Below are 24,630 nucleotides of genomic sequence, written 5' to 3'. Positions count from 1 at the left end.
ATCCCCAGCGGTTCACCCGCACACCCACGCTACCCAAGCTGCCGGCCGCCGCCTGGATCAACAAACCTACCGACGAGACAGACAAGCAGCAGGTCACCGACCAGGAGGACCTCGCCTAGCTAACGTCGCAGCGCCCGTGTCTCAGTTGACTTGACACCTTCCGGGGGAGAAGAGTCCGGGCGTCGATAGCCATACGGGCTTGCTCCGCTCCCACATTTCCCTGAAACAGTTTACGATCTTTGCCGCGACGATTCTTACTGGTGGTGCTTCCGTTCTTCACGCTGGCAGGGAAGGACATGGAGTTCATCGAACCTGCGCCGCGACGGCGGCCGCAGCCGCTTGCAGCGCGGCGAACTCCACGCGCTGCGCGAAAGCGACGATATACCGCCGACATACCAGGCTGAACTACCATCGCTCCGCGTCCGCAGAGGCGCACGAGCAAGGTGAGGAACGAACCGGGTCGGCGGCCTGTAATCGGCACAGTCGGCCTCAGCGCTCCGCCAAAGACTGCCGCCGCTTCCGCCGTTGGTCAGGTACCGCCGTCACAGGGAGAAAGTGATCACAAGCATGCGTGAGATCGTGCCGCGTCCTGGGCGATCGGTGGTCTGCGATGGCCCGAAGGGGCACTGCCCCAGGGCATCGAGCCGTTCTGGCGGCAAGCCGTGGGTACGGATCCGCGTGGTGCACCTGCTCCATGCGTCAGTCCGGCCCGCCGCCGGCAGAACCGGGATGCCATGGCCAAGGCGCTCATGAGCTTGGCCCAGGAGTCAGGGGCCGCGAACGTCGGCCAGCCGCTGGAAAGCCCGCCCCGCACGCCTTCGACTCCAAGGCCGTCTGGCTCCGACCATCCATAAGCCCCAGCTACGCCGTTCTCCGTCCAGCCAGCCCCCCTTTGGGAAGGAATCCCGTGCGTCTCGCTCGTCCTGTTGCTGCCGCCATGCTCGTGGCCGCCGCTTTGTCTGTTCCGCAGCCCGCACAGGCTGCCGGGTTCAAGCACCCCGGTGTCCTGGTCAGCCGTGCCCAGCTTGACTTCGTCAAGGCCAACCTCGACAAGGAGCCTTGGAAGTCAGCCTGGGACGCCCTGCAGAACAGCTCCTTCGCCTCGCTGTCCTACACGGCCAAGCCTCGCGCCGACGTGAACTGCGGCGGGAATTCCATTCCCGACAACGGCTGCTCGGACGAGCGTAAGGACGCGATGGCGGCCTACACGCACGCCCTGCGGTGGTACCTCAGCAAGGACTCCCGCTACGCCAAGAAGGCGATCCAGATCATGGACGCCTGGTCGGCCGTGATCACCAAGCACACCGGCAGCAACGCGCCGCTGCAGACCGGCTGGGCGGGCGCCAACTTCTCCCGGGCGGCCGAGCTCATCAAGCACACCTACGGCGGCGGCTGGAGCCAGGCCGGCCGGTTCGCGAGCAAGCTCCGCACCGTGTACCTCCCGACCCTGATCGCCGGACGGCCCGACAACAACGGCAACTGGGAATTGATCATGACCGATGCCGCCATCGGCATCGCCGTGCACCTGGACGACCGTGCCTCCTTCGACCGGGCGGTCGCGACCTGGCGCGGCAGGCTGCCCGCCTACATCTACCTCACCACCGACGGGTCGATTCCCAAGGCACCCCCGCGCAGCAAGTACGACACCAAAGCCGAGATCATCGACTACTGGTACGACCAGACCAAGTTCGTGGACGGCCTGACCCAGGAGACCTGCCGCGACTTCTGGCACACCGGCTGGGGTCTGGCGGCCATCTCCCACGTCGCGGAGACGGCCCACCACCAGGGCGTGGACCTGTATTCAACGGCCAAACACCGGCTGCGCCGCGCGATGGACCTGCACGCCAAGATACAACTCGGCGGGACAGTCCCAAGTTGGCTGTGCGGCGGCAAGGTCAAGGCCGACCTCGGCAACCACTACGAGGTCGGCTACAACGCCCTCCACAACCGCCTCGGCTACAACGACTTCCCCTACGCCGCCAAGTGGGTCGAGCAGAAGCGCCCCATGGGGACGTCGCACTTCCTGGGCTGGGAAACCCTCACCCACGCGCAGAACCGTGCCTCCTCCTCGGTGGAGACCGCCTCGGTTTACGGGGCGCTGCCGGACGGGAAGTTGACCTACACCGCCATTGATGCCGCTACCGGACAGCGCACGCGTGGCGCCTTTGTGTCCACGGCCACTCTGGGTTTCACTCCCAAGGCGATGGCGACGCTGGACTTCAATACCATCCTGGTCACCGAGAAGGGGCCGGAGGGCCGGCTCTACCGGGTCGATATCCAGACCAATCGTGACAGCCTCATTTTCGAGCCGCCTGTCTATCTCGGCAGCGGTTACACCCACGACCTCCTCGCCTACGACGGCAACGGCCAGCTGTTCGGCATCGCCGGCGGGACCCTGCGCCGCTACACCGTCAACGCGACCAAGCCCACCATCGACAACATCAGTGGCAACGCCATCGGAGACGGCTTCACCCTCAAGACCCTGACCGCGACCGGCCCTGGCTGGCTTCTTGGCACAACGGCTGACGGCAAGCTGATCTCTTACCAGATCAACGGCCCCGGTTCCTGGCAGAGGTACCAGCTACGCGACGCCACCTGGCAGGTCTTCGACCATCTCCTGTCACCCGGTGGGGGCGTGTACTACGGCCACCGGAGCGACGGCTCTCTCTTGCGCTACGACGACAATAACCCCTACGACGGCCAGGGCGACGACCTCAGCAGCCAGGGCGCCGTCGGCACCGAAGGCTGGACCCAAACCCTCCTGTCCGCCCAACCCGCCAGCGTCAGCTGACCGAACAACCGACAGCCGCTGGAGGACCCCGGGTACCTTCCGAGGTCCTCCAACGGGGCCTAGCCCTCGATGCCTGACTCCACAGTGGCGGACGACAACGAGCTGTACCCGAGCGGGGATGTGGCATGCCGGACCGGTCTGAGTGTCAGCGCCATGCGGTTCTACTCCGACGCGGGCCAGTGCGGGCTCCAGCATGAGCCGTTGACGTGGGGGATCAATCTGCACACGGCGAAAGATCGTGCCCGGAAGATCGCCGATGCTCTCGGAGAGATCGTCAAGGAAGGTCTCGAGCCGAAGGGAAGGATGACGAGGGAGATGAGGGCGAGGCGGGAGCGCTGGTGCCGTCCGGCTAATGGCCCGTAATGGCCCGTAAGATCAACTGATCTGGCACGCGAGTGAGAATAGCCCCACACAAAAGATCAAGGCCCGGGTTGGGATCACATGTTCCTGACCTAGGCCTTAACAGTGGAGCGGGGTGACGGGAATCGAACCGGACGGGTAAGAGGGTTCTCACCTGCGCGTTTGCCGTTTTCACTCGTCAGGCCGACCGCCTTCCCCATGGTTCAGCGAGGTTGAGCTGACTTCACGCGCCCCCGTGTGCTCACAGGGGCACACCGATTAATCCGTGGCTGCCGGTTGGCGGGAACCTGAGTCAGGCCGATGGGAAGAGCGGGTCTTGTCGGCTCCGCCGGTAACGGACGTGCATGCTGCGAGGGTTGTCTCCGACAATCTCGATCAGTCCCTCGTCGCGCATGGTCTTGAGCCAGCGGCGGACGGTCGGGCCGCTCATCCCGGTACGGGCGGCCAACTCTCCGCGGGACAGAGTCTCCTCGCCGAGAGCGCGCAGGATCACCTGCCGGCGATCATCCGGACCAGCCACCTCGCGCTCGGTCGCTCGAGGGGTGAGCTGGTAGCGCGCCCAACGACGGGTGCCTGTCTGGGTGATGAGCTCACGGGCCACCAGGTCCTGGAGTTCGGTAGTGGCGACGCGGGAATCCACGCCGGTGGCGTTGCGGTAGCTGCGGTTGTCCAAGGCGCCTTCCTCACGCAACAGTGCCAGCGCGATGCACTGGCTGTCGGTCAGGTCGCGCTCCCCCAGCCCGCCGATCCATCTGATCATGTCCCTGCTGAGCAGGGTGTGGTTGGGGAAGGTGACGACGAAGGTGGCGACCTTATCGTCGAACTGCGGAGGGCTCATCCCGGCCGAGCGTAGGGCGCCGAACATAGCCCGGATCCCGGAGCCGCGGTTCTCGCAGACGGTCCGGGTTTCTCCCGGGACGGGCACCTCCTCGAGGATCTTGATGAGTGTGGCGTTGCGCGCCGAGGAGATGCCTTCCTCGCCCAGACTGTCGAGGGTGACCGGGCCGAAAAGGCCGCCAGGGTTGCGGATGATCAGCCGGTCCGGATACATCTCGACCTGAATCTGGGTGCCGCGGGCACCGCTCGACAGGTCGCGGTGTACAAGGGCGTTGACAAGTGCTTCGCGAAGCGCGGTATCCGGGTAATCCCACACGTCCTGACGTCCGCTGCCCACGATGATCGCGCGGCGGGACATGTTGCGGTGCAGCACCGCCAGCGTGTCGCGGACGATGGCCGGGATTGGGCCTTCGAGGGTCACGTTATCCAGGAACCTCTCACCCGCAGGTGAAGGTTCCCCGGTAACTGTGGGGTAGTGGACGAAGGTGACCATCAACTGCGGGAACCGGTCCTGGGGATAGGAGCCCAGCGCCAGCAGTCCCCCCAGCGAGACCACATCGCCGCCGCGCTCATCGGGCACGAGCACCCTGGCGCGGCGAAGGACGCCGAGCTGGTCAAGGTCCTTGAAGGCATAGGGACGGCTTGTCCGCAACCGGGAGACCAGAGCATGAACGCTGGCCTCGTCTAGCTCACCCAGGCCCGCCCCCGGCACCGGCTGCTCGTCCTCCCGCGGCTGACCGCGGGAGGACAGCATGATCTGCACCTCGTACGGCGAGAGCCTGCGGTCGCCGTCGCTGATCCGAATGAAACTGCCCTTGGCGATCCCCGCACCCCGAACGAAGCAGGGTTTGTGCGCTGGGTCGGCCTCCGGGACCTCAGCCACCAGCACATGCTGATTCTCGAATCGGTGGATCCGGATCAGCGGCCGGATAGCGGGCTCCATGTCCTGCGAGCACAGGGCGGCCAGATCGGCGGCAAGTTTGGCCGGGTTGGCCAGCCCTGTCGTTGCGAAGCCCCGCGCTTCGTCCAACCCCAGAATGATCACGCCGCCATGCGCGTTGGCGAAGGCCGACAGCGTCTCCCGCAGGCTTTTCGGCAGACCACCCTCGGCCTTCTTCACCTCCACATCAGTGATATCCGCGCCGATGGCGCGCAGGTTGTCCACGATCTCGGCCAGCTCGTCGTCAAGCATCGGCACCCCTGACACCTACCATGCTCACCAGCATGCTCACTGAGCATGGTACTGAGCATGGTCGGCTTTCGCAGGGGCTTTCACGGTCCGGATGGGGGCTCCTGGCACGCGGCCGCCGAGATTTCTCATCCCACAGGAAGTGCCACAGGAGGTGCCGCATGATCGTCGCTGACGACGCTGCGGTATGGCTCGACCTGGCGGACCTCATGGAGCATGCGCCATCTTGAAATCCCAGGTGAGAGGCCTGTGTGAGCTCGGTTGGGATGCTCTGCCTCGCCGTGGCCGGGAATCATGAGGGGAGATCATCTGTAACCGAGTGACCGTGCTGACCATCCACTGAATCCTGCGTGTCCGCTCTGCCTGACACGGCCAAGGCGTACGGATGCGGGAGCCTACGGCCGATGCTTTGCTCGGCCTCGATGCCATGCTGCGAGTAGCTGACGCCGTAAAGCGGTGCATCGCCCGCGGGCAGGTGAACAAGATCGGACCGCCCCGGCCTACGGGCCGGGGCGGCTGTGAGGCGAGGCTTCGAAGGCGGCTTTGCCGTACAAGCCTCCGGCTATGGGTTCGGCGATGTTCAGCGCTAACGTCGCCAGACCCGAGAAGGCCAGGAGCAGCCGAGCGGGACGCAGTTCGGCGGCCCGTACTCCGCACAGGGCCAGATGACGGACTCCCACGATCAGTCCGATCACCGACAGATCCACCGCAGGACCGATCAACGGCGCGAGCCAGGGCGCGACGCCGAGTCTCAACCCCAGCGACCACACGTTGCCAAAGGAGAAGGCGAAGGTCAGGGCCGCGATGGTGAGCATCGTGGCCGTGACGATCCGCTGGGTGAATGCCTCCTCCGAGACGCTCACTCGCCGCGCTGGAAGCGACGGTGAGTCCGAGTCCGGACTCGGGGTCTGCATCGTCACTCGCTCCTTCAAGGGGTCAGGCGACCGAGCGGACAGCGCGAAGGCCACCGCCGAGGGCGCGATCGATGGATTCGATGAGGTCTTGGTCTACGTAGGGCAGCAGGTGGCCGTAGCGGTCGATGGTCGTGGTGATCGACTTGTGGCCCATGCGCCGCTGGATGGCGGCCATCGGGATGTTGTCCGAGATCAGCCACGCGACGTGTGTGTGACGAAGATCATGAATGCGGGGCCGCTTGGTCAGTCCGCGGCTGATGGCGTCATCGACCGCCGGCAGCCAGCGGCGGTCATAGAAGGATGAGTGTCGCCACCACGACCCGGTCGGCGACTTGAAGACGAACTCCTCCGGATACTTGCCGGCTACGTGCGGCAGGATCGCGTCCAAGACCATCGGGGACAGGGCAATGGTCCGCCGGGACTGCTTGGTCTTGGGCGGGCCCAGCTTGAAGGTGTTGTCCGCCTGCCGCTTCCACGCCCGCCGTACCCGCAAGGTCGGCACCGGCTTGGCGAACGGCTCGATATCGCGCACCTGGAGGGCGGCCAGCTCGGCATAGCGCAGGCCTGTCCCGACGAACACGGTGAGCAAGTCGCGGACATCAGCCTTGGCACAGGAGCGCAGCAAGATGAAGTCCTGCTCGGTGAGGAAGACCATCTCGTCGTCCCCCTCACCGTCATCCAGATGAGGAAGGCGGGTGCGCGCGCGGCAGGATTGAAGCTGCGAATCGGCGGTACGGCCTCCACCGCGCTCTGCAGGATCGTGTAGAGCAGTCCGTGCAGGTTCTGGATGGTCTTGGGGGCCAAAGGTCGCCGGAGCCACTGGCGAGGTTCGGCAGGGTCCGGGATGCCGCGGTGGAGCTGGTTCACCCAGGTGGAGACGGTTGCCCGATCGAAGGCCTGGCTCTCATCGCGAAGATCGAGAGCGTCGAAGATCGGCAGGATGTGGTTCTTGAGGTCGCGCAGGTAGTCACTGCGGGTACGGTCCTCGATCCCTGACAAGCTCGCGACGAAACGCTGCGCGTACTCGCTGAAGGGCACCGGCGGATCAGGCTCCGGCGCCGTAGGCGTCTCAGGAGCCCACCCGAATCCTTTGATCCATCCGTCCGGCCAGTAGTGCCCGCATGCCTCCACCGCGAGCTTGAAGGTCACCGCCTGCGCCTTCTGGTCGAACGTCTCCGATGCCCAGTCGCCGCTGCGAGTGCCACCGATGCGCCACCGGACCCGGTAACGGATGGCGCCGCTGCGGGTCTTGCGCTTGTCAATGCTTGCCACGCGACCCAGTTTGTGGAGGTCAGCGGCCCTTTCAAAGGGAATCGGAGAGATCATTTTCACGCCGTGTGGCCACGGTGTGACCAGAGAAGCGAAAAGCCCTGCCAGTGATCAAGGGATCGCCTGGTCAGGGCTCACACAAGAGTGGAGCGGGTGACGGGAATCGAACCCGCGCTGTCAGCTTGGGAAGCTGATGTTCTGCCATTGAACTACACCCGCGCACGACCCGAAGTCGCGCCCCCCACTGTAGCGGAAACTTGTCCCACAACAGCAATCCCGGGATCCCGGAGTTTCCGGCCGGGCGGTAGGTTGCTCTGCGTGCTGCTATCTGACCGTGACATCCTCGCCGAGATCGAAGCCGGCCGGCTCGCGCTTGATCCATTCCATCGGGACATGATCCAGCCCTCCAGCATCGACGTACGGCTCGACCGGTTCTTCCGGGTGTTCGAGAACCATCGGTACCCGCACATCGATCCGTCGGTGGAGCAGCCGGATCTGACGCGGATGGTGGAGCCCGACGGTGATGAGCCGTTCATCCTGCATCCGGGGGAGTTCGTGCTGGCCTCCACGTACGAAATGGTCACGTTGTCCGACGCGCTGGCCTCGCGGCTGGAGGGGAAGAGTTCGCTCGGGCGGCTCGGGTTGCTGACGCATTCGACGGCCGGGTTCATCGATCCGGGGTTCAGTGGGCATGTGACGCTGGAGTTGTCGAACGTGGCGACGTTGCCGATCAAGCTCTGGCCGGGGATGAAGATCGGGCAGTTGTGCGTGTTCAAGCTCAGCTCTCCCGCCGAGCACCCCTACGGGTCGGCCAAGTACGGGTCGCGCTATCAGGGGCAGCGGGGGCCCACGCCGTCCAGGTCGTTCCGGAACTTCCACCGTACGAAGATATGAACAAGATGAACATCAGATGAACGACAGGGAAACTTTGGGGTGGCCGAGAGGCCAGTTGTACCGGGCCGGCGGAGGCGTGCGGGCTGGTTGAGGGCGGTATGAGCTGCAAAAGGGCCCAAAACTACGCGCAAATTCGGTGTTGCACAACAAACGCCGGGTAGCCAGTAGGCGAAGGGGACATGAAGTTCGCATTTCGCCTGGTAGGCCATACCCTCTTCCACGGACCATCCCCGCACATCTGGAGAACGACGTGCGCCTGCGTCTCACGCCACGTGAGGACAGCTACTACGACCTGTTCGCCGACTCCGCGAACAACCTGGTCACAGCCTCCCGTTTGCTTGTAGAGATCATCAGTGACGGCTCGGACAGGGAGGCCCTGGCCGAGAAGATGCGCGCTTGCGAGCACGCCGGTGACGAGCGCACCCATGCGATCATGAACCGGCTCAATGAGAGCTTCATCACCCCGTTCGACCGCGAGGACATCTACCGCCTCGCCTCCAACCTCGACGACGTGATGGACGCCATGGAGGCCGCCTCCGACCTCATCGTCCTCTACCAGATCGACCACCTGCCGAAGGACGTGGTCAGGCAGGTCGAAGTGCTTGAGCGGGCCGCCGAGCTGACGGCCGAAGCCATGCCCCGGCTGCGGTCGATGAAGAACCTCAACGAGTACTGGATCGAGGTCAACCGCCTGGAGAACCAGGGCGACCAGGTCTACAGGAGGCTGCTGGCGAAGCTGTTCAGCGGTGAGTACGACGCCCTCACGGTCATGAAGATGAAGGAGGTCGTCGACGCCCTCGAGGAGGCGGCCGACGCCTTCGAGCACGTGGCCAACACCGTCGAGTCGATCGCGGTCAAGGAAAGCTAGGCCCAGTGGACCTCACGCTCGCCCTCGTCATCGGCGTGGTCGCCATCGCCCTGGCGTTCGACTACACCAACGGGTTCCACGACGCGGCGAACGCCATCGCGACCTCCGTCTCGACCCGGGCCCTCACCCCCAGGGCCGCGTTGTTCATGGCCGCGGCCATGAACTTCATCGGCGCCCACCTGGGCACCCAGGTCGCCGCGACGGTCGGCAAGGGCATCATCGACGCGCCAAAAGGCTCACACGGCCTGGTCATCGTGGCCGCGGCGCTCATCGGTGCGATCGCCTGGAACCTGGTCACCTGGTACTTCGGCCTGCCCTCCTCCTCCAGTCACGCGCTCATCGGCGGCCTGGTGGGCGCCGCGATGGCCTCGGCCAGCGTGGTGCACTGGGATGGCGTCGTCGAGAAGGTCGTCATCCCGATGATCCTCTCGCCGACGATCGGGTTCGGCCTCGCCGCCTTGATCATGATCGCAATTTATTGGATCTTCCGCAACAGCCAGCCGGGCAAGACCAATCGCGGCTTCCGCTACTCGCAGACCGTCTCGGCCGCCGCCATGGCGCTCGGGCACGGCCTGCAGGACGCGCAGAAGACGATGGGCGTGATCTTCCTGGCCCTCACCGTCGGCGGCTTCGCCGCCCCGACCGATCCCATCCCGCAGTGGGTCATCCTGTCCGCCGCGGGTGCGATCTCTCTGGGCACCTACGCCGGCGGCTGGCGCATCATGCGGACGCTGGGCCGGCGCATCATCGCGCTCGACCCCCCGCAGGGCTTCGCCGCCGAGACGGCGGCGTCGACCGTTCTGTACGTGGCGGCCATGGGATTCGGCGCGCCCATCTCCACCACGCACACGATCACTTCGGCGATCATGGGTGTCGGCGCGACCAAACGGCTCAGCGCCGTGCGGTGGGGCGTGGCCGGCAACATCGTGACCGCCTGGATCCTGACCATCCCCGCCGCGGCCCTGGTGGCCGCCGTCACCTATTTCCTCCTCCACGCGATCGTGGAGTAGAAACGACGCGCCTACGCGACCGCGTACATCACGTCCACGTCCCACCGGGCGAAGCCCAGGGACTCGTACAGCCTGATCGCCGCCGTGTTGGCCTCGTCCACGTACAGCATCGCCTGGGCGAGGCCGCGCGCACGCAGATGGATGAGCCCGGCCAGGGTGAGCGCCTTGCCCAGGCCGGTGCCCTGCTGTGAGGGGTCCACGCCGACGACGTAGACCTCGCCGAGCGGCTCGTGGCCGTGGCCGGACGAGCCGTGGATCTTCGTCCAGTGGAAGCCGGCGAGCCGTTCGCCGCGGACCGCCAGGAAGAACCCCTCCGGGTCGAACCACGGCTCCTGCTCGCGCCGCAGCAGGTCGTCCATCGTCCACGCGCCCTGCTCGGGGTGGTGGGCGAAGGCCGCGGCGTTGACCTTGAGCCACGCCTCCTCGTCCTGGCCGGGCACGAACGTGCGCAGCCGCACGCCCTCGGGAAGGGTGGAGGGCTCCAGCGGGGCGAACAGGGAGCGGCGCATCTGCCAGAGCGAGCGCACGCGTTCGAGACCGAAAGCCGCCGCCAGCGCCCCCGCGCCCGTGTGGTCGCCGTGCGCCCACAGCCGCAGCCGGCCGTCGGTCAGGTCCAGTACGGATCTCAGCAGGCGCGTGCCGTGGCCCTGACGGCGGTGGGCCGGGTGGATGACCAGCTCGGCGCTCGGGCCCTCGACCTCGTCCGTCGGGTCCATGTGGGCATAGCCCACCAAGCCATCGTCATAGAGCAGGAACGAGCGGGCCTGCGGGTCGCCGCCGTACCGCAGGTGGAGCATCACGTGTTCGTTGAGCGGGCGGACGCCGTCGGCCTCCGTCGCCGCCGTCACCAGGCCGAGGACCTCGGCGATCTCTGGCTCGTCGAGCCGTTCCCTGATCTTTACGTGCACGCTCACAGAAGGAACTCTAGGCGTATGACTGGCAAATAACGCCATGTGACTGCCTGGCAAATCGTTAGCTTTGCGACGATGGCCCTACGGATTCCCGCCGTAACGTCTAGGGCCATGACGTCTCGTTCCCTCCTCCGGCTGGCGCTGGCCGGAGCCGTCACCTCGGGTGCGGTGATGCTCGCCACCCTCCCGGCGGACGCGAGCAAGGCCGCCCGCACGGTCCCCTTACGGCTGCTCGCGCTCAACGACTTCCACGGCAACCTCGAGCCCCCCACCGGGTCCTCCGGACGCATGATCGACGAGCACGGCCACACCGTCGAGGCCGGCGGCGCGGCGTACATCGCCACGCACATGAAGGCCCTGGCCGACACGAACACCATCGCCGTGGCCCAGGGCGACCTCATCGGGGCGACGCCGCTGATCTCGGCGGCGTACCACGACGAGCCGTCCATCGAGTTCATGGACAAGCTGGGGCTCAAGGTGGCCGCGGTGGGCAACCACGAGTTCGACGAGGGGTACGCCGAGCTACGGCGGATCATGGACGGCGGCTGCCACCCGGTCGACGGCTGCTCGCCGGCCGGCGAGTGGAAGGGCGCGAAATTCGACTACGTCGGCGCGAACGTCCTGTTCAAGAACCCCAACGAGAAGACCGACGCGCTCGCCGCGCTCGGCGCCCAGCAGACGCAGGTCAAGAAGCTGCTGTCCGACTGGGGCGTGCCCGCGCTGCCGCCCGTCAGCGTCAAGTGGATGAACGGCGTCCCGATCGGCTTCATCGGGCTCGTCACGCAGACCACGCCGAGCATCGTCACGAGCGAGGGCATCAAGGACCTCAAGTTCGTGGACGAGGTCAAGGCCGCGAACGTCGCCTCCAAGATCCTCAAGCTGGTGGGCGTCGAGGCGCAGGTCGTGCTCGTGCACGAGGGCGACCAGGTGACCGCCGGCCAGTCGCCCGACGCGTGCAGCGCCGTCCCGGGGCTGGGCAACCGCATCGCCACGCAGGTGGACCCCGAGATCGACATGGTGCTCAGCGGCCATTCGCACCAGGCGTACCTGTGCAAGGTCAAGGACCCGGCGGGCACGGACCGTCTCTACTCGCAGGGCGGCTCGTTCGGGCGCGTCATCACGCAGGTGGACCTGAACGTGGACCTCAGGACCCAGGACATCGACCGCGCCTCAGTGGTCGCGGACAACCACGTCGTGACCCGCACGGTCACCCCGGACACCGAGATTTCCGAATTCGTCAAGACGTGGAAGGACCGGGTCGCCCCCGTCGCCAACAAGGCGGTCGGCACGATCACCACCGACATCACGAACACGGCGGCACCCTCCGGCGAGTCCGCCCTGGGCAACCTCATCGCCGACGGCCAACTGGCCGCCACCAAGACGGGCGGCAACGCGCAGATCGCCCTGATGAACCCGGGTGGCGTGCGGGCCTCGCTGACGTACGCCGGCTCCCCGGTGGGGGAGGGCGACGGGGTGGTGACGTACGGTGAGGCGTTCACCGTGCAGCCGTTCAACAACCTCATGCAGGTCGTGACCCTGACCGGCGCCCAGCTGAAGACGCTGCTGGAGCAGCAGTTCACCGGCGGGCCGAACAACCAGGCGTTCACCAAGATCCTGCAGCCCTCGGCGAACTTCACCTACACCTACAGCCAGAGCGCCCCCTGGGGCTCCAAGGTGTCGGACATGAAGATCGACGGGGTGCCGGTGACGGACGCGCAGTCCATCCGGGTCGCGGCGAACAACTTCCTGGTGGGCGGTGGGGACGCGTTCCTCGCCTTCCGGGACGGGACGGATCTGTGGAGCGGGCCGCTGGACATCGACGCCTTCGTCGAGCAGCTCGGCACGAACAACCCCATCGCCCCGCCCGCCACCAACCGCATCACCGTGGTCAGTTAGCCCATCCTCGGGTCCGCCCCCTTTCGCGGGGGCGGGCCCGGTCTCGTACGCGTGACCCGGGCCGGTCGTACGAGCCCACCTTCGGTCGGCGGCAACGGGTCCAAAGGCCGTTGAAGCGGCTCGTACATGTCCGACTGCAGGCGGCCACACTCGAACTCGCGAGCAAGGGCGTCCACGCCGACCGCGCTCCGAATCGCATCCGCGATGCGGTCGACGTCTCCTCGCTCGCCGGTGGGCAAGGGAGCCCCGACCGAGTCGCGGGCCGCCGAGGCGGCGCCCAGTAGGCGGGCCGCCGTGCGGTGGTTGCCCGCGACGGCGTGGGCGCCGGCCAGGCCCTCCAGGGCAAGGGCTCGGACCGTGCGGCCTTCGGGAAGCTGGGCGACCAGCTCACGCCCATGAAGCGCCACGGCCGGGTGGACGAGGTGGCCGCCGCGGTGCTCTTCCTCGCCTTCGAGGCGACCTTCACCACTGGGGCCACGATCACCGTGGACGGCGGCAGCCGGGCCGTGCAGGCGTCCTGAAAGATACACAGGGGGAAATCCGGTTGACCGGGTCATAGGCTCACGGGCACCCTCGGCGAATGCGCATCGAGTTCTTGAGGATCTCCGCCGATGACGGAGAGTCGCTCGCCGACTTCCTGGCGGGCGAGGAGTGGCCGTATCACGCGGGGACGCAGGACCGTGAGACCGTCAGGCGGCGGGCCGCCGACGGTCTCTATGACGATGACGAGACGCGGACGTTCTGGGTGGTGGCGGACGGCGAGCGGGCGGGGCTGGTCAGGCTGCAGGATTTCGCCGACGACACCCCCATGTTCGACCTGCGGGTACGCAAGGCGTGGCAGGGGCGGGGCATCGGCACGGAGGCGGTGGCCTGGCTGACCGGTTACCTCTTCACCGAGCTGCCCGAAGTGATGCGGATCGAGGGCACGACCCGCCAGGACAACCACGCGATGCGGGCGGTCTTCCGCAAGAGCGGCTACGCGAAGGAGTCGCACTACCGGAAGGCCTGGCCGGCCCCGGACGGCACGTGCTACGACGCCGTCGGATATGCGATCTTGAGGTGCGACTGGGTCTCCGGGTCGGTCACCCCGCCCGACTGGCACGACGAACCGGATCTCACTTCAGCTCCGAGCTCAGCAGCCCCATCATGAGGAAGTCGTGCCGCTTGCCCTTGGTGCGGAACGCCTCCCTGCGCCGGCCCTCCTCGACGAAGCCGACCTTCGTGTACGCGCGCACCGCCGCGGCGTTGTCCGCCACCACCCACAGCGTGAGGCGGTGCAGGCCCATCTCCTCGAACGCGTACCGGCAGATCACCCGCAGCGCGTCGGTGGCGTAGCCGCCGCCCCGGTGGTCGCGGTCGCCGATGGCGATGGTCTCCAGCGTGGCCTCGCCGTGGCGGAAGTCGGTGTCGCCGAGGACGACGTATCCGATCAGCGTCGGGTCGTCGAGCGTTTCGATGCCGAGCAGCATCTGCTCGAAGGTGTTGCGCGGCCGGTTCTGGCCCTTTTCCAGGTTCTGGGCGAGGGAGATGGGCGGCGCGCCGTCCATCCACCGGCCCACCTCCGGATCGTGGTACCAGCGCCACATGGCCTCGCTGTCGGCCGGCTCCAGGGCTCGCAGGCGTACGCGCTTTCCGGTCAGCATGGCGGCCACATCTACCAGGGGCGCCGATGGGGACGCAAAGGGATTTGCCCGGCAGGGGCTACTCCACCTTCGCGCGCACGGTCGCGCAGTCCGGCTCCAAGCCCCACCTTATTCATCTTCGAGCGGCAGGGCCGCCAGCGCGCGCAGTTCTTTCCGCGACAGGTAGCCGAGCTTGCGCAGCGCGCTGGAGATGTGGCTCTCGACGGTACGCCGGGACAGGAACAGCTCGGTGGCGATCTCCTGGTTCGTCTTCCCTTCGGCGGCCAGCAGCGCCACCTCGCGTTCGCGGGACGACAGTGTCTGCCCGTGGGACGGCCGGCCGCCCCGCCACGGGTACGGGATCGGGACGCCGTTCTGCCGCATGATCCGGGAGACGCGGGCGATGTCCCGGTCCGCGTGCATCGCCCCGTACAGGCGCAGTGCGTCCTCCAGCAGGCTCCCGCCGTCGGCCGCACCGCGCTCGCAGCGCCAGCGGCCCAGCCGCTCGGCGGTCTGGGCCTCCTCGTAGCGCAGCCCGGCGTCCTTCAACGCGGTACGCGCCGCGTCGAGCAGCCGTTCGGCCTCCTCCGCCGCCGCCCCGCGCGACCGGGCCAGGACGGCCTGGGCGGTCAGCAGCGCGGACTGGGCGAGCGGCGCGTCGGCCCCGGCGATCCCGGCCGCCAGCTCGTCCACCAGCTCCGCGGCCACGCCGCCCGCGCCGAGCGCGGCCACGCCGTCGTCCAGCACGTCCACCAGGTCCGCGGCCTCGTTGTTCGCACCACCGAGCACGTCCAGGGCGTCCACCAGGCACAGCACGGTCTCCGCGCCCCACACCCAGTTCCCCTTGGCGCGGACCTGGGCGAGCGCGGCGGTGGCGTGCTCGGCCGCGCCCGCGGCGTCGTCCAGCGTCAGCAGCAGCCGCGACAGCGTCATCCTGGCGGGGATGAGCGGCCACACGGCGCCCACCCGCTCGGCGACCGCGATCACGTTGGACAGGCAGGAAGCGGCCTCCTCGGCGGGGCCCATGGCGGCGAGCAGCGCGCCGTGCAGCAGCCGCGAGTCCAGGGACGCGGCGGCGAAGGTGGCGGCTGCGCCGCCCATGCGGCGCAGCCGCTCCTCCAGGCCCTCCCACCGCCCGGCGGCCCGGTCCACGGCGGCGGTGACCAGCTCGACGACCTCCGCCACCCGCAGGTATTCGGCCTGGTCGGCGACCCGGCGGCCCTCGGCCAGCAAGGCTTCCGCGCGCGCCGGCCGGCCGATGTGCAGGGCGGCCTGCGCCCAGTTGAGGCAGGCGCGGGCGTGCTCCCTCGGCACGGAGCGGAGGCGGTCGTCGCGCAGCAGTTCGTCGATCAGCCGCCAGCTCGCGGGGTCGCCCTGTTCGAGCAGGAGCGAGGCGCGCGCGATGCGTACCGCGATGTCGACGTCGGGGTCGCCGCTGCGGCGGGCGACCTCCTCGGCCTGGTCGAGGCGGGCGGCGTGCTCGCTGACGTGCCGGTCCACGACGGTCTCCGGCGCGGCGAGCACCGCCAGCGCCCGGCCCAGGAGCTCGGGCCGGTCTCCGAGATCGTTGACGGCGTCCTCGATCTGCAGGTAGCCCGGCCGGGCCTCGCCCTGCTGGCGCAGCAGGCGGCCGAGGGCGAAGCGCAGCTCGCCGCGCAGATGGGCGGGCAGGGGTTCGGTGGCCAGCAGGCGTTCGAGAATCGGTACGGCCTCCGCGTGCGCCAGCCCGTCGACCGCGGCCCGGCCGAGCTTGACGGCCAGCCGCACGCGTACGTCGTGGGACAGCTCGCCGAGCTCCAGCGCCTGGAGCAGGAACCGGGCGGCCGTGGCGTCGTTGCCGTGGGAGAGCGCGGTGTCGGCGGCCGCCTCCGCGTTGTCCACGAAGTCCGCCGTGCGGCCGGCGTGCCGGAAGTGGTGGGCGAGCCGGGCCACCGGCCGCGGGCCGGCTCCGGACTCCAGGGCGCGCGCGGTCTTCAGGTGCAGCCAGCGCCGGGCGGACACGGCCACGGACTCGTACACGATCTGCCGCGCCAGCGAGTGCCGGAACCGGCACTGCCCGTCCTCCTCGTGCAGCAGCCCCACCGCCTGCGCCGTGGCGAGGGCCTTGGCGATCTCCGCCGCGTCGCGGTCGGTGACCTCGGCGAGGATCCGCTCGTCGGGGATCATGCCGATGACGGCGGCGGCCGCGAGGATGTCCTGCGCGGTGTCGTCGAGCGCGGACAGGCGCTGCAGCACCACGTCGCGCAGCACGGTCGGGACGGCGAGTCCGGCCAGCATGTCGGGGCGGCCGGGGAGCTCGCTCGCGGGCAGCCGCTCCAGGAGGGTGCGCAGAACCTCCTCGACCACGAACGGGATGCCGCCGGCCTTCTCGTACAGGGCGGCGGCGAACGTGCCGGGCAGCTCGGTCCGCAGGATGCCGCTCGCGAGCTGCGCCACTTCGGGCGGGCTCAGCGGGTTGAGGCTGACGAACCGCGCGGGGCCCGACGGCGCCCGGGCGAGCGCCTCGCGGAGCGGGAGCCGGCCCACCTCCGTGCGTACCGTGAGGATCACCGAGAGGTCGCGCGGCTGGTGGGAGGCCAGGAAGGCGAGGAAGTCGTGGGTGCCGCCGTCGGCCCAGTGCACGTCCTCCAGGACCAGGACCAGCGGGCTCAAGTGGCCGAGCAGGGCCACGGCCGCCCGGAACACCCGGTGCCGCTCGGCCCGCTGGTCGGGCAGCGCCGGCAGGGGCGGCGGCAGGTGCTCGGCGATCTCCGGCAGCAGCGGCGCGAGCGCGCCGATCACCGGGTTGAGCGGCCGGGATCTGGCGAGCTCGTCCTCGGCGAGGCGGAAGGCGTCGAGCAGGGGCGACAGCGGCAGGGGCTCCTGGAGCTGCTCGCACTGGCCCACCAGCCTGCGGGTCCCGGCCAGGCCCGATAACAGCTCTGCGACCAGGCGGCTCTTGCCGATCCCCGCCTCTCCCTGGATCAAGGCGAGGGACGGCGGGGCGGCGACGACCGTACGCAGGAGCGCCAGCTCGGTCCGGCGGCCGACGAGCACCTTGGACAGGGAGCCCGAAGGGGCCGGTCCCGAGGGCACGCGTCCACCCCCTGCCTGCGCTGATCCGCTGATCGCCAGGAGCAGGCTACCGGACGTCTTGGTTCCGTGCCGTGCCAAAAATCCGTATCAAAAATCCGTATACGGTACGGATGCCGCCTCCGTATGGCTGTCATTAGCCTCGGCGATCGTCCGCGTGATCCGCGGCGAGGCACGGAGGGCGACGATGGACCTGTCCAAAACTCCTGGGTACACCCGCAGACGGTGGTCGGCGACGGCGGCGCTGGCCGGATTGGCGGTGGCCTGGCTCGCCGTCCCGGCCACCGCGGAGAGCGGCCCCGAGGAACAGAAAACTTACATTGTTCAAATGGCGCTGGACCCCGTTGTTACCTACGAGGGCGACGTGGCCGGGCTGCCGACGACCAAGCCGAAGCGAGGGGAGAAGGTCGACCCTTCGTCCGCCGAGGTCGGCAGGTACGTCGACCACGTGCGGGGCCGGCACGACGAGGCGCTGAAGAAGGTGGGCGGCGGCAAGAAGCTCTACGAGTACGTGTACTCGTACGAGGGCTTCGCCGCCAAGCTGACCAAGTCCCAGGCCGCGGAGCTGCGCGCGATGCCCGACGTCGTGGCGGTGACCGAGGACAGGAAGGTGTCGATCCAGACCTCGTCCACGCCGTCCTTCCTCGGCCTCGACGCCCGCAACGGTTTATGGCAGCGGCTCGGCGGCCCTGACGGCAGCAACGGCGCCGGTGAGGGCCTCGTCATCGGCGTGATCGACAGCGGCATCTGGCCGGACAGCAAGAGCTTCGCCGACCCCGACGGCAGCGGGAAGAAGTTCCGCCCGATCCGCGGCTTCCACGGCAAGTGCGCGACGGGCGCCGAGTGGAGCGCCGACAAGTGCACCGGGAAGCTGATCGGTGCCCAGCACTTCAACCAGGGGTGGGGCGGCGACGCGGGCATCAAGGAGTTTCTGCCGTGGGAGTACGCGTCGGCGCGTGACTACAACGGCCACGGCACGCACGTGGCCTCGACGGCGGGCGGCAACCACGACGTGCCCGTGACCGGGCCGGCCGCGACGTTCGGGGCGGTCAGCGGGATCGCGCCGCGCGCCCGGATCGCCGCCTACAAGGCGCTCTGGTCGACCGAGGACGCGAGCACGGCGAACGGCTACAACTCGGACATGGTCGCCGCCATCGACCGGGCGGTGGCGGACGGCGTCGACGTCATCAACTACTCCGTCTCGGGCACCAGCACCGACCTCCTCGACCCGGTGGAGATGGCGTTCCTGGCCGCGGCAGAGGCCGGCGTCTTCGTGGCGGCGGCGGGCGGCAACAGCGGGCCCACCGCGTCCACCGTGGCGCACCCGTCGCCGTGGATCACCACGGTCGCGGCGGGTACGCACAACCGCGGCACCGAGGGCTCGGCGACGCTCGGCAACGGCGTCGCGTACAGCGGGGCCTCGCTGGCGGCGACGAAGGCCGGACCCGCGCCCCTCATCGACGCCACCGCCGCCGGCGTGGCCGGCGCCGACCCGGCGCGGCTGGCGCAGTGCTACGCCGCCAAGGACAACGGTGGCAAGGCGGTCCTCGATCCCGCGAAGGTGCGGGGCAAGATCGTGGTCTGTGACCGGGGTGTGACGCCCCGGGTCAACAAGAGCATCGCGGTCGCCGAGGCGGGCGGCATCGGCATGATCATGACGAACGTCGACGAGAACTCGCTCAACGCCGACCTGCACTCCGTGCCCTCGGTCCACCTGGCCGTCAAGGACCGGCAGGCGGTCAAGGACTACGCCGCCGGCGACGGCGCGACCGCCACGATCGAGCAGGCGAAGGTCAGCGGCGACGCCCCGGCCCCGTACGTCGCCGCGTTCTCCTCCCGCGGCCCGCTGAGCGCGGGCGGCGGCGACGTGCTGAAGCCCGACGTGACCGCCCCCGGCCAGGACATCCTGGCGGCGGTGGCGCCGCCCGGCCACAGCGGGAACGAGTTCGACCTCTCCAGCGGCACCTCGATGGCGTCCCCCCACGTCGCCGGGCTGGCTGCACTGCTGAAGGACCTGCACCCGGACTGGTCGCCGATGGCGATCAAGTCGGCGCTGATGACGACCGGGCGGGACGTGCTGGACGGCGCCCACCCGTTCGCGCAGGGCGCCGGCCACGTCACCCCGAACAGCGCCGCCGACCCCGGGCTGGTCTACGACAGCGGCGTCAAGGACTGGATCGCCTTCCTCTGCGGCACCACCAAGGGCGTCAAGCAGGAGGTCTGCGACGCGCTTGCCAAGCGGGGATACTCGTTCGACGCGAGCGAGCTGAACACCCCGTCGATCGCTATCGGCAGGATGACGGGCACCCAGAAGGTGACCCGCGAGGTGACCAACGTCGGCCGCTCGATCGCGACCTACACCGCCTCCGTCAGCGGGCTGAGCGGGCTCACGGCCAAGGTGTCCCCGAGCCGGCTCACCCTGTGGCCGGGCCAGACCAAGTCGTTCACGGTCGAGTTCACGCACACCACGGCGCCCATGAACAGCTACCAGAGCGGGCAGCTCACCTGGAAGGACCGCGATCACACCGTACGCGTCCCGCTCCTCGTCCGCCCGGCGCCCGAGACGTGGGCGGCCTCGTACGGCGTCGCGGGCGGCCGGGACTCCGCCGAGGAAATCGCCCTCGACCCCAAGGGCCGGCGGGTCTACGTGTCCGGCGCGAGCTTCGGATCCACCCCTGGCGCGCTCAGCCCGAAGATCGCCACCGTGGCCTACGACGCGGCCACCGGCGCCGAGGTGTGGAGCAAGACCTACACGGGCGGCGGGAACTTCGACGAGACGGCGGCGATGAAGGTCAGCCCCGACGGGAGCAAGCTCTTCGTCACCGGCATGAGCACCGCCGCCAAGGACACCGGCAACGACGCCGTCACGATCGCGTACGACACCGCCACGGGCCAGGAGCTGTGGGTGGCGCGGCACACCGGGCCGGGTGCCCTCTCCGATTGGGCCAACGCGCTCACGATCAGCCCGGACGGCAAGAGCGTCTACATGACCGGCATGACGACGCTGGTCGAGGGCGTCAAGGACGACTACTTCACGGCCGCGTACAACGCCGACAGCGGTGAGCGCGTGTGGCTGGCGCACTATGACGGGCCGGGCGCGGGCACGGACGACGCGCGGGTGATCGAGGTGACGCCGGACGGGTCCAAGCTCTTCGTCAGCGGCCAGAGCCAGGGCGAAGAAGGCACGGGCCTGTCCGACTGGGGCACCGTCGCGTACGAGGCAGCCACCGGCGAGCAGCTCTGGACGGCCCGGCACAACGGCCCGGCGAACGGCATCGACATCCCCTCCGGCATGGCGGTCACCGGCGACGGAAAGGCGGTCTTCGTCCTCGGAGCCAGCGTCGATGCCGCGACGCAGACCGACTTCACCACGATCGCCTACGACACCGCCACAGGAAAGGAGATGTGGGCGGACCGCTACGACGGCCCGGCGCACGGCAGCGACAACCCGCACGACATCACCGTGGCCGGCGGCAAGCTGTACGTGACCGGGAACACCGAGGGAGAAGGGACGAGGTCGGACTTCACCACGATCGCCTACGACCCCGCCACGGGTCAGCGGGCGTGGGTGCAGCGCCACGACGGGCAGGCGAAGGGCGAGGACTACGCCTGGGACGTCGCCGTGACGCCGGACGGCGGCAAGGTCGTCATCACCGGTCAGAGCGCCGACGACGAGACCTTGGGCAACGACTACGTGACGATCGCCTATGACGCGGCGAGCGGCGAGCCGGTCTGGAGCGGCCGCTACGACGGCCAGGTCGGCGCCACCGACAGCGCGCACGCGCTCGCCGTGGACGCGGCCGACGGCGTCGGGGTCCGGATCTTCGTGACCGGGGCGAGCGCCACGGGCGGGAACCCGCCGGACGCCCTGGAGATCGACTTCGGAACGGTGGCGTACTTCGAGCCGTGGAAGAGACCGTGACCTGAAGTGACGCGCCCCTGGCTCGCTCGCCCGAGCCAGGGGCGCTGCACGTCTCGCACCGCTGAGCGACAACAGCGGTAGGACCGCCTGGACCGGCCGTCTCGTGAGCAAGGCCGGCGTTTCAGAAGCCACCAGGGCGGGTAAAGTCGACGTTAATTTCTGAGCTACCTGGTTTTCAGGAGCCACAGATGTCCCGTATCACGCTCACGTCGGCGGCTCGTGAGGCGCTGCGCGACGACGAAGTGGTGTTCTTCGACTGGCATGTCACCGGCCTCTGCTGCGCGGACGCCGGTGAATTCTCTGTCAGGCCGCTGCGCCGCTCCCGGCTCCCCAAACGGGCGCGCAGCCTCGAATCCGATCTGGTGTACGCGCATCCGACCGCCTGGGTGCATCTGGCCGAGCTTCCGGTCACGATCGACTGCCGTCCGCTGTGGCGCTGGCGGCGCTTCACCACCGATCTGCCGCCGGACGCCGGACTGCGCTGCTGCCTCGGGCGCCCTATATATGGCCCGATATATGGGAGGTAACCGGTGAAGCTGCGCTCCATCATCATCTGGACTGTGGTCGCCATCGTGGGCGCCACGGGATGGGCGGTGCTCGCCCTGTCCAGAGGCGAGAACGTCAACGCGGTGTGGCTGCTGTGCGCCGCGCTCGGCTCGTACGCCATCGCCTACCGGTTCTATGCCCGCTTCATCGTGCGCAAGGTGCTGCGGGCCGACGACCGCCGGGCCACTCCGGCCGAGCGGCTCGACAACGGCATCGACTACCACCCGACGGACCGGCGGATCCTGTTCGGGCACCACTTCGCCGCCATCGCCGGGGCGGGGCCGCTGGTGGGTCCCGTGCTGGCCGCGCAGATGGGCTACCTCCCCGGCACCATCTGGATCGTCGCGGGCGTGATCTTCGCCGGGGCCGTGCAGGACATGGTGATCCTCTTCTTCTCCATGCGGCGCAACGGCCGGAGCCTCGGCCAGATGGCGCGCGAGGAGATCGGGCCGATCGGCGGGGCGGCGGCGCTCATCGCGGTCTTCGCCATCATGATCATCCTGCTGGCCGTGCTGGCGCTGGTCGTGGTCAACGCGCTCGCGCAGTCGCCGTGGGGCGTCTTCTCCATCGCGATGACCATCCCGATCGCCCTGTTCATGGGCTTCTACCTGCGCGTCATCCGGCCCGGCAAGGTCGTCGAGACCACCGTGATCGGGGTGGCGCTGCTGCTCCTGGCGATCGTGGCCGGCGGCTGGGTCCAGGGGTCGAGCTGGGCGCCGATCTTCACGCTGAGCCCGTCCGCGCTGGCGCTGTGGCTGATCGCGTACGGCTTCGTCGCCGCCGTGCTGCCCGTGTGGATGCTGCTCGCGCCGCGCGACTACCTGTCGACGTTCATGAAGATCGGCACCATCGTGCTGATCGCGATCGGCATCGCCATCACGATGCCGCCGCTGCAGACCACCGCGTTCACCGACTTCGCCTTCAGCGGCAAGGGGCCGGTCTTCGCGGGCTCGCTGTTCCCGTTCGTGTTCATCATCATCGCCTGCGGGGCGCTGTCGGGCTTCCACTCGCTGATCTCGTCCGGCACGACGCCCAAGATGATCCAGAAGGAGACCCAGGTCAGGATGATCGGGTACGGCTCCATGCTCATGGAGTCGTTCGTCGCCATCATGGCCATCACCGCGGCCTGCGTTCTTTCGCCCGGGCTCTACTTCGCGATGAACTCCCCGGCGGGCGTCGTCGGGGCCACCGTCCAGTCCGCCGCCCAGGCGGTCACCAACATGGGCTTCGTGATCACGCCAGAGCAGTTGCAGGCCGCGGCGGCGGCCGTGCAGGAGGAGACGCTGATCGCCCGGACGGGCGGTGCGCCCACGCTGGCCGTGGGCATCTCGCAGATCTTCTCCGGGTTCCTCGGGGGAGCGGGGCTGCAGGCGTTCTGGTACCACTTCGCGATCATGTTCGAGGCGCTGTTCATCCTCACCACCGTGGACGCGGGGACCCGGGTGGGCCGGTTCATGCTCCAGGACACCCTGGGCAATCTGTGGAAGCCGATGGCGCGGGTGAGCTGGTGGCCCGGACTGGTGGCGGCCAGCGCGGTCGTCGTGGCGGCCTGGGGATACTTCCTCTACCAGGGCGTCAACGATCCGCTCGGCGGGATCAACCAGCTCTTCCCGCTCTTCGGCATCGCCAACCAGTTGCTCGCCGCGGTGGCGCTCACCGTGGCCACGACCCTGCTGATCAAGAGCGGGCGGCTGAAATGGGCCTGGGTGACGGCGGTGCCGCTGGCCTGGGACGTCGCGGTCACACTGACGGCCAGCTACCAGAAGGTGTTCTCCCCCGACCCCGGGCTCGGCTTCTTCGCCCAGCGCGACCGCTACCAGACCGCGCTCGACCAGGGGCAGTTGCTCGCGCCGGCCAAGAACATGGACGCAATGCAGCAGATCGTGATCAACTCCACCGTGGACGGCGTCCTGGCCGCGCTGTTCGCGATCATGATCATCATCGTCATCGTGGATGCGGCCCGCATCTGGGTGAAGGCGATCAGGATCCGGGAGCCGCTGCCGAGCACGGAGGCGCCGTTCGAGGAGTCGAAGCTGCACGCGCCGTCCGGGCTCATCCCCACCCGCGAGGAACGCGAGCTGATGACCAAGGGCTAGCTAAAACTGCCTGATGACGCGGCTCAGCGTGGCGTTCAGCTCGGCGAGGCCGTCCTCGCCGAGCAGCGCCGCCAGCCGGCGCTCGACCTCGTCGATCGCGGTGTAGCCGATCTTGAGCGCCTCGTCGCCCCGCTCGGTGAAGATGATCAGCTTGGCCCGGCGGTCGGCCGGATCGGGCACCCGGCGCAGGTAGCCCAGGTTCTCCAGGTCGTCCACCAGGGCGCCCATCGCCTGGGCGGTCATCTGGGCCTTTTCGGCGAGCCTGCTCAGCCGGATGCCCCCGTGCTCCATGTGGAAGAACACCGCCGAGTGCGCGGGCCGGATGCCGGCGTCGTACGCCCGGCCCGCCTCCAGCACGACGTCCTGGAGGCGCAGATACGCCTCGTAGAGCAGGGCCACGACGTGCGGTGAATGAGTTGCCGCCATGGGCCTT

17 protein-coding genes and 1 tRNA gene are annotated in these 24,630 nt (G+C 68.6%); 10 read left to right on the top strand and 8 right to left on the bottom strand.

The features are described from left to right. The first annotated feature begins 907 nt into the window (after window positions 1-907). Window positions 908-2,791 (top strand): alginate lyase family protein, encoded by a 1,884-nt coding sequence (locus EJK15_RS23780; protein WP_138712666.1) that lies wholly within the window; start codon window positions 908-910, stop codon window positions 2,789-2,791. A gap of 652 nt (window positions 2,792-3,443) precedes the next feature. On the opposite strand, the gene EJK15_RS23770 is transcribed toward EJK15_RS23780, so the two are convergent. The 4 genes from EJK15_RS23770 to EJK15_RS23755 form a co-directional block, all read right to left on the bottom strand. Beyond that, on the bottom strand, window positions 3,444-5,180 hold the full coding sequence (locus tag EJK15_RS23770) for an ATP-binding protein (protein ID WP_138712671.1): 1,737 nt from the start codon (window positions 5,178-5,180) through the stop codon (window positions 3,444-3,446). A 497-nt stretch (window positions 5,181-5,677) separates the two neighbouring features. Continuing rightward, window positions 5,678-6,091 carry a hypothetical protein gene (locus EJK15_RS23765; protein ID WP_138712664.1) on the bottom strand — a complete coding sequence of 138 codons (414 nt, stop codon included), beginning with the start codon at window positions 6,089-6,091 and terminating at the stop codon, window positions 5,678-5,680. A 22-nt stretch (window positions 6,092-6,113) separates the two neighbouring features. Beyond that, window positions 6,114-6,911 carry a site-specific integrase gene (locus tag EJK15_RS23760; RefSeq protein ID WP_138712663.1) on the bottom strand — a complete coding sequence of 266 codons (798 nt, stop codon included), beginning with the start codon at window positions 6,909-6,911 and terminating at the stop codon, window positions 6,114-6,116. Window positions 6,912-7,505: 594 nt separating this feature from the next. Further along, window positions 7,506-7,579, bottom strand: a tRNA-Gly gene (locus EJK15_RS23755). Between the two features lie 99 nt (window positions 7,580-7,678). On the opposite strand from EJK15_RS23755, the gene dcd reads away from it, so the two are divergent. From dcd to EJK15_RS23740, 3 genes are all read left to right on the top strand, one after another. Beyond that, entirely contained in the window at window positions 7,679-8,254 is a 576-nt protein-coding gene (dcd, locus tag EJK15_RS23750; protein ID WP_171074498.1) for a dCTP deaminase, read from the top strand. Window positions 8,255-8,504: 250 nt separating this feature from the next. Then, window positions 8,505-9,122, top strand: coding sequence for a DUF47 domain-containing protein (locus tag EJK15_RS23745; protein WP_106243913.1), 618 nt, complete (start codon window positions 8,505-8,507; stop codon window positions 9,120-9,122). Window positions 9,123-9,127: 5 nt separating this feature from the next. After that, entirely contained in the window at window positions 9,128-10,132 is a 1,005-nt protein-coding gene (locus tag EJK15_RS23740; protein WP_138712662.1) for an inorganic phosphate transporter, read from the top strand. An 11-nt stretch (window positions 10,133-10,143) separates the two neighbouring features. Here the strand turns inward: EJK15_RS23740 and mshD are convergent, their stop codons facing one another. Next, window positions 10,144-11,046, bottom strand: a complete 903-nt coding sequence (gene mshD / locus EJK15_RS23735; RefSeq protein ID WP_240777167.1) for a mycothiol synthase — start codon at window positions 11,044-11,046, stop codon at window positions 10,144-10,146. Between the two features lie 108 nt (window positions 11,047-11,154). Between mshD and EJK15_RS23730 the strand changes: the two genes are divergently transcribed. From EJK15_RS23730 to EJK15_RS23715, 3 genes are all read left to right on the top strand, one after another. Continuing rightward, window positions 11,155-12,939 carry a bifunctional metallophosphatase/5'-nucleotidase gene (locus EJK15_RS23730; RefSeq protein WP_138712660.1) on the top strand — a complete coding sequence of 595 codons (1,785 nt, stop codon included), beginning with the start codon at window positions 11,155-11,157 and terminating at the stop codon, window positions 12,937-12,939. 299 nt (window positions 12,940-13,238) lie between these two features. Further along, on the top strand, window positions 13,239-13,460 hold the full coding sequence (locus tag EJK15_RS74750; protein ID WP_240777166.1) for an SDR family oxidoreductase: 222 nt from the start codon (window positions 13,239-13,241) through the stop codon (window positions 13,458-13,460). A 59-nt stretch (window positions 13,461-13,519) separates the two neighbouring features. Next, window positions 13,520-14,089, top strand: a complete 570-nt coding sequence (locus EJK15_RS23715; protein ID WP_138712657.1) for a GNAT family N-acetyltransferase — start codon at window positions 13,520-13,522, stop codon at window positions 14,087-14,089. On the opposite strand, the gene EJK15_RS23710 is transcribed toward EJK15_RS23715, so the two are convergent. Both EJK15_RS23710 and EJK15_RS76395 read right to left on the bottom strand, forming a co-directional pair. After that, window positions 14,055-14,582: a GNAT family N-acetyltransferase gene (locus EJK15_RS23710; protein ID WP_138712656.1), complete on the bottom strand. Its 528-nt coding sequence runs from the start codon at window positions 14,580-14,582 to the stop codon at window positions 14,055-14,057. The genes EJK15_RS23715 and EJK15_RS23710 overlap by 35 nt on opposite strands. A gap of 108 nt (window positions 14,583-14,690) precedes the next feature. Next, window positions 14,691-17,636 (bottom strand): helix-turn-helix transcriptional regulator, encoded by a 2,946-nt coding sequence (locus EJK15_RS76395; protein ID WP_171074497.1) that lies wholly within the window; start codon window positions 17,634-17,636, stop codon window positions 14,691-14,693. 184 nt (window positions 17,637-17,820) lie between these two features. Between EJK15_RS76395 and EJK15_RS23700 the strand changes: the two genes are divergently transcribed. The 3 genes from EJK15_RS23700 (at window position 17,821) to EJK15_RS23690 (ending at window position 24,197) form a co-directional block, all read left to right on the top strand. Continuing rightward, window positions 17,821-21,555, top strand: coding sequence for a S8 family serine peptidase (locus EJK15_RS23700; protein WP_138712654.1), 3,735 nt, complete (start codon window positions 17,821-17,823; stop codon window positions 21,553-21,555). Between the two features lie 188 nt (window positions 21,556-21,743). After that, window positions 21,744-22,082, top strand: coding sequence for a hypothetical protein (locus tag EJK15_RS23695; RefSeq protein WP_138712653.1), 339 nt, complete (start codon window positions 21,744-21,746; stop codon window positions 22,080-22,082). Between the two features lie 3 nt (window positions 22,083-22,085). Then, window positions 22,086-24,197, top strand: coding sequence for a carbon starvation CstA family protein (locus EJK15_RS23690; protein ID WP_138712652.1), 2,112 nt, complete (start codon window positions 22,086-22,088; stop codon window positions 24,195-24,197). Here the strand turns inward: EJK15_RS23690 and EJK15_RS23685 are convergent, their stop codons facing one another. After that, complete coding sequence (locus EJK15_RS23685; RefSeq protein ID WP_138712651.1) at window positions 24,198-24,623, bottom strand: MarR family winged helix-turn-helix transcriptional regulator; 426 nt, start codon at window positions 24,621-24,623, stop codon at window positions 24,198-24,200. Between the last annotated feature and the right edge of the window lie 7 nt (window positions 24,624-24,630).

The organism is Nonomuraea basaltis (genome assembly GCF_005893125.1).
Lineage (GTDB): Bacteria > Actinomycetota > Actinomycetes > Streptosporangiales > Streptosporangiaceae > Nonomuraea > Nonomuraea basaltis.
Note: the sequence above shows the minus strand (reverse complement) of the source record. Positions and strands in the feature narration are given on the sequence as shown.

Bases quoted from the DNA above. Each gene is read 5' to 3' on its own strand.
- EJK15_RS23715 (WP_138712657.1), top strand. From the start codon at position 13,520: ATGCGCATCGAGTTCTTGAGGATCTCCGCCGATGACGGAGAGTCGCTC.
- EJK15_RS23700 (WP_138712654.1), top strand. From the start codon at position 17,821: ATGGACCTGTCCAAAACTCCTGGGTACACCCGCAGACGGTGGTCGGCG.
- EJK15_RS23730 (WP_138712660.1), top strand. From the start codon at position 11,155: ATGACGTCTCGTTCCCTCCTCCGGCTGGCGCTGGCCGGAGCCGTCACC.
- EJK15_RS23765 (WP_138712664.1), bottom strand. From the start codon at position 6,091: ATGCAGACCCCGAGTCCGGACTCGGACTCACCGTCGCTTCCAGCGCGG.
- EJK15_RS23770 (WP_138712671.1), bottom strand. From the start codon at position 5,180: ATGCTTGACGACGAGCTGGCCGAGATCGTGGACAACCTGCGCGCCATC.
- EJK15_RS23685 (WP_138712651.1), bottom strand. From the start codon at position 24,623: ATGGCGGCAACTCATTCACCGCACGTCGTGGCCCTGCTCTACGAGGCG.
- EJK15_RS23710 (WP_138712656.1), bottom strand. From the start codon at position 14,582: ATGCTGACCGGAAAGCGCGTACGCCTGCGAGCCCTGGAGCCGGCCGAC.
- EJK15_RS23695 (WP_138712653.1), top strand. From the start codon at position 21,744: ATGTCCCGTATCACGCTCACGTCGGCGGCTCGTGAGGCGCTGCGCGAC.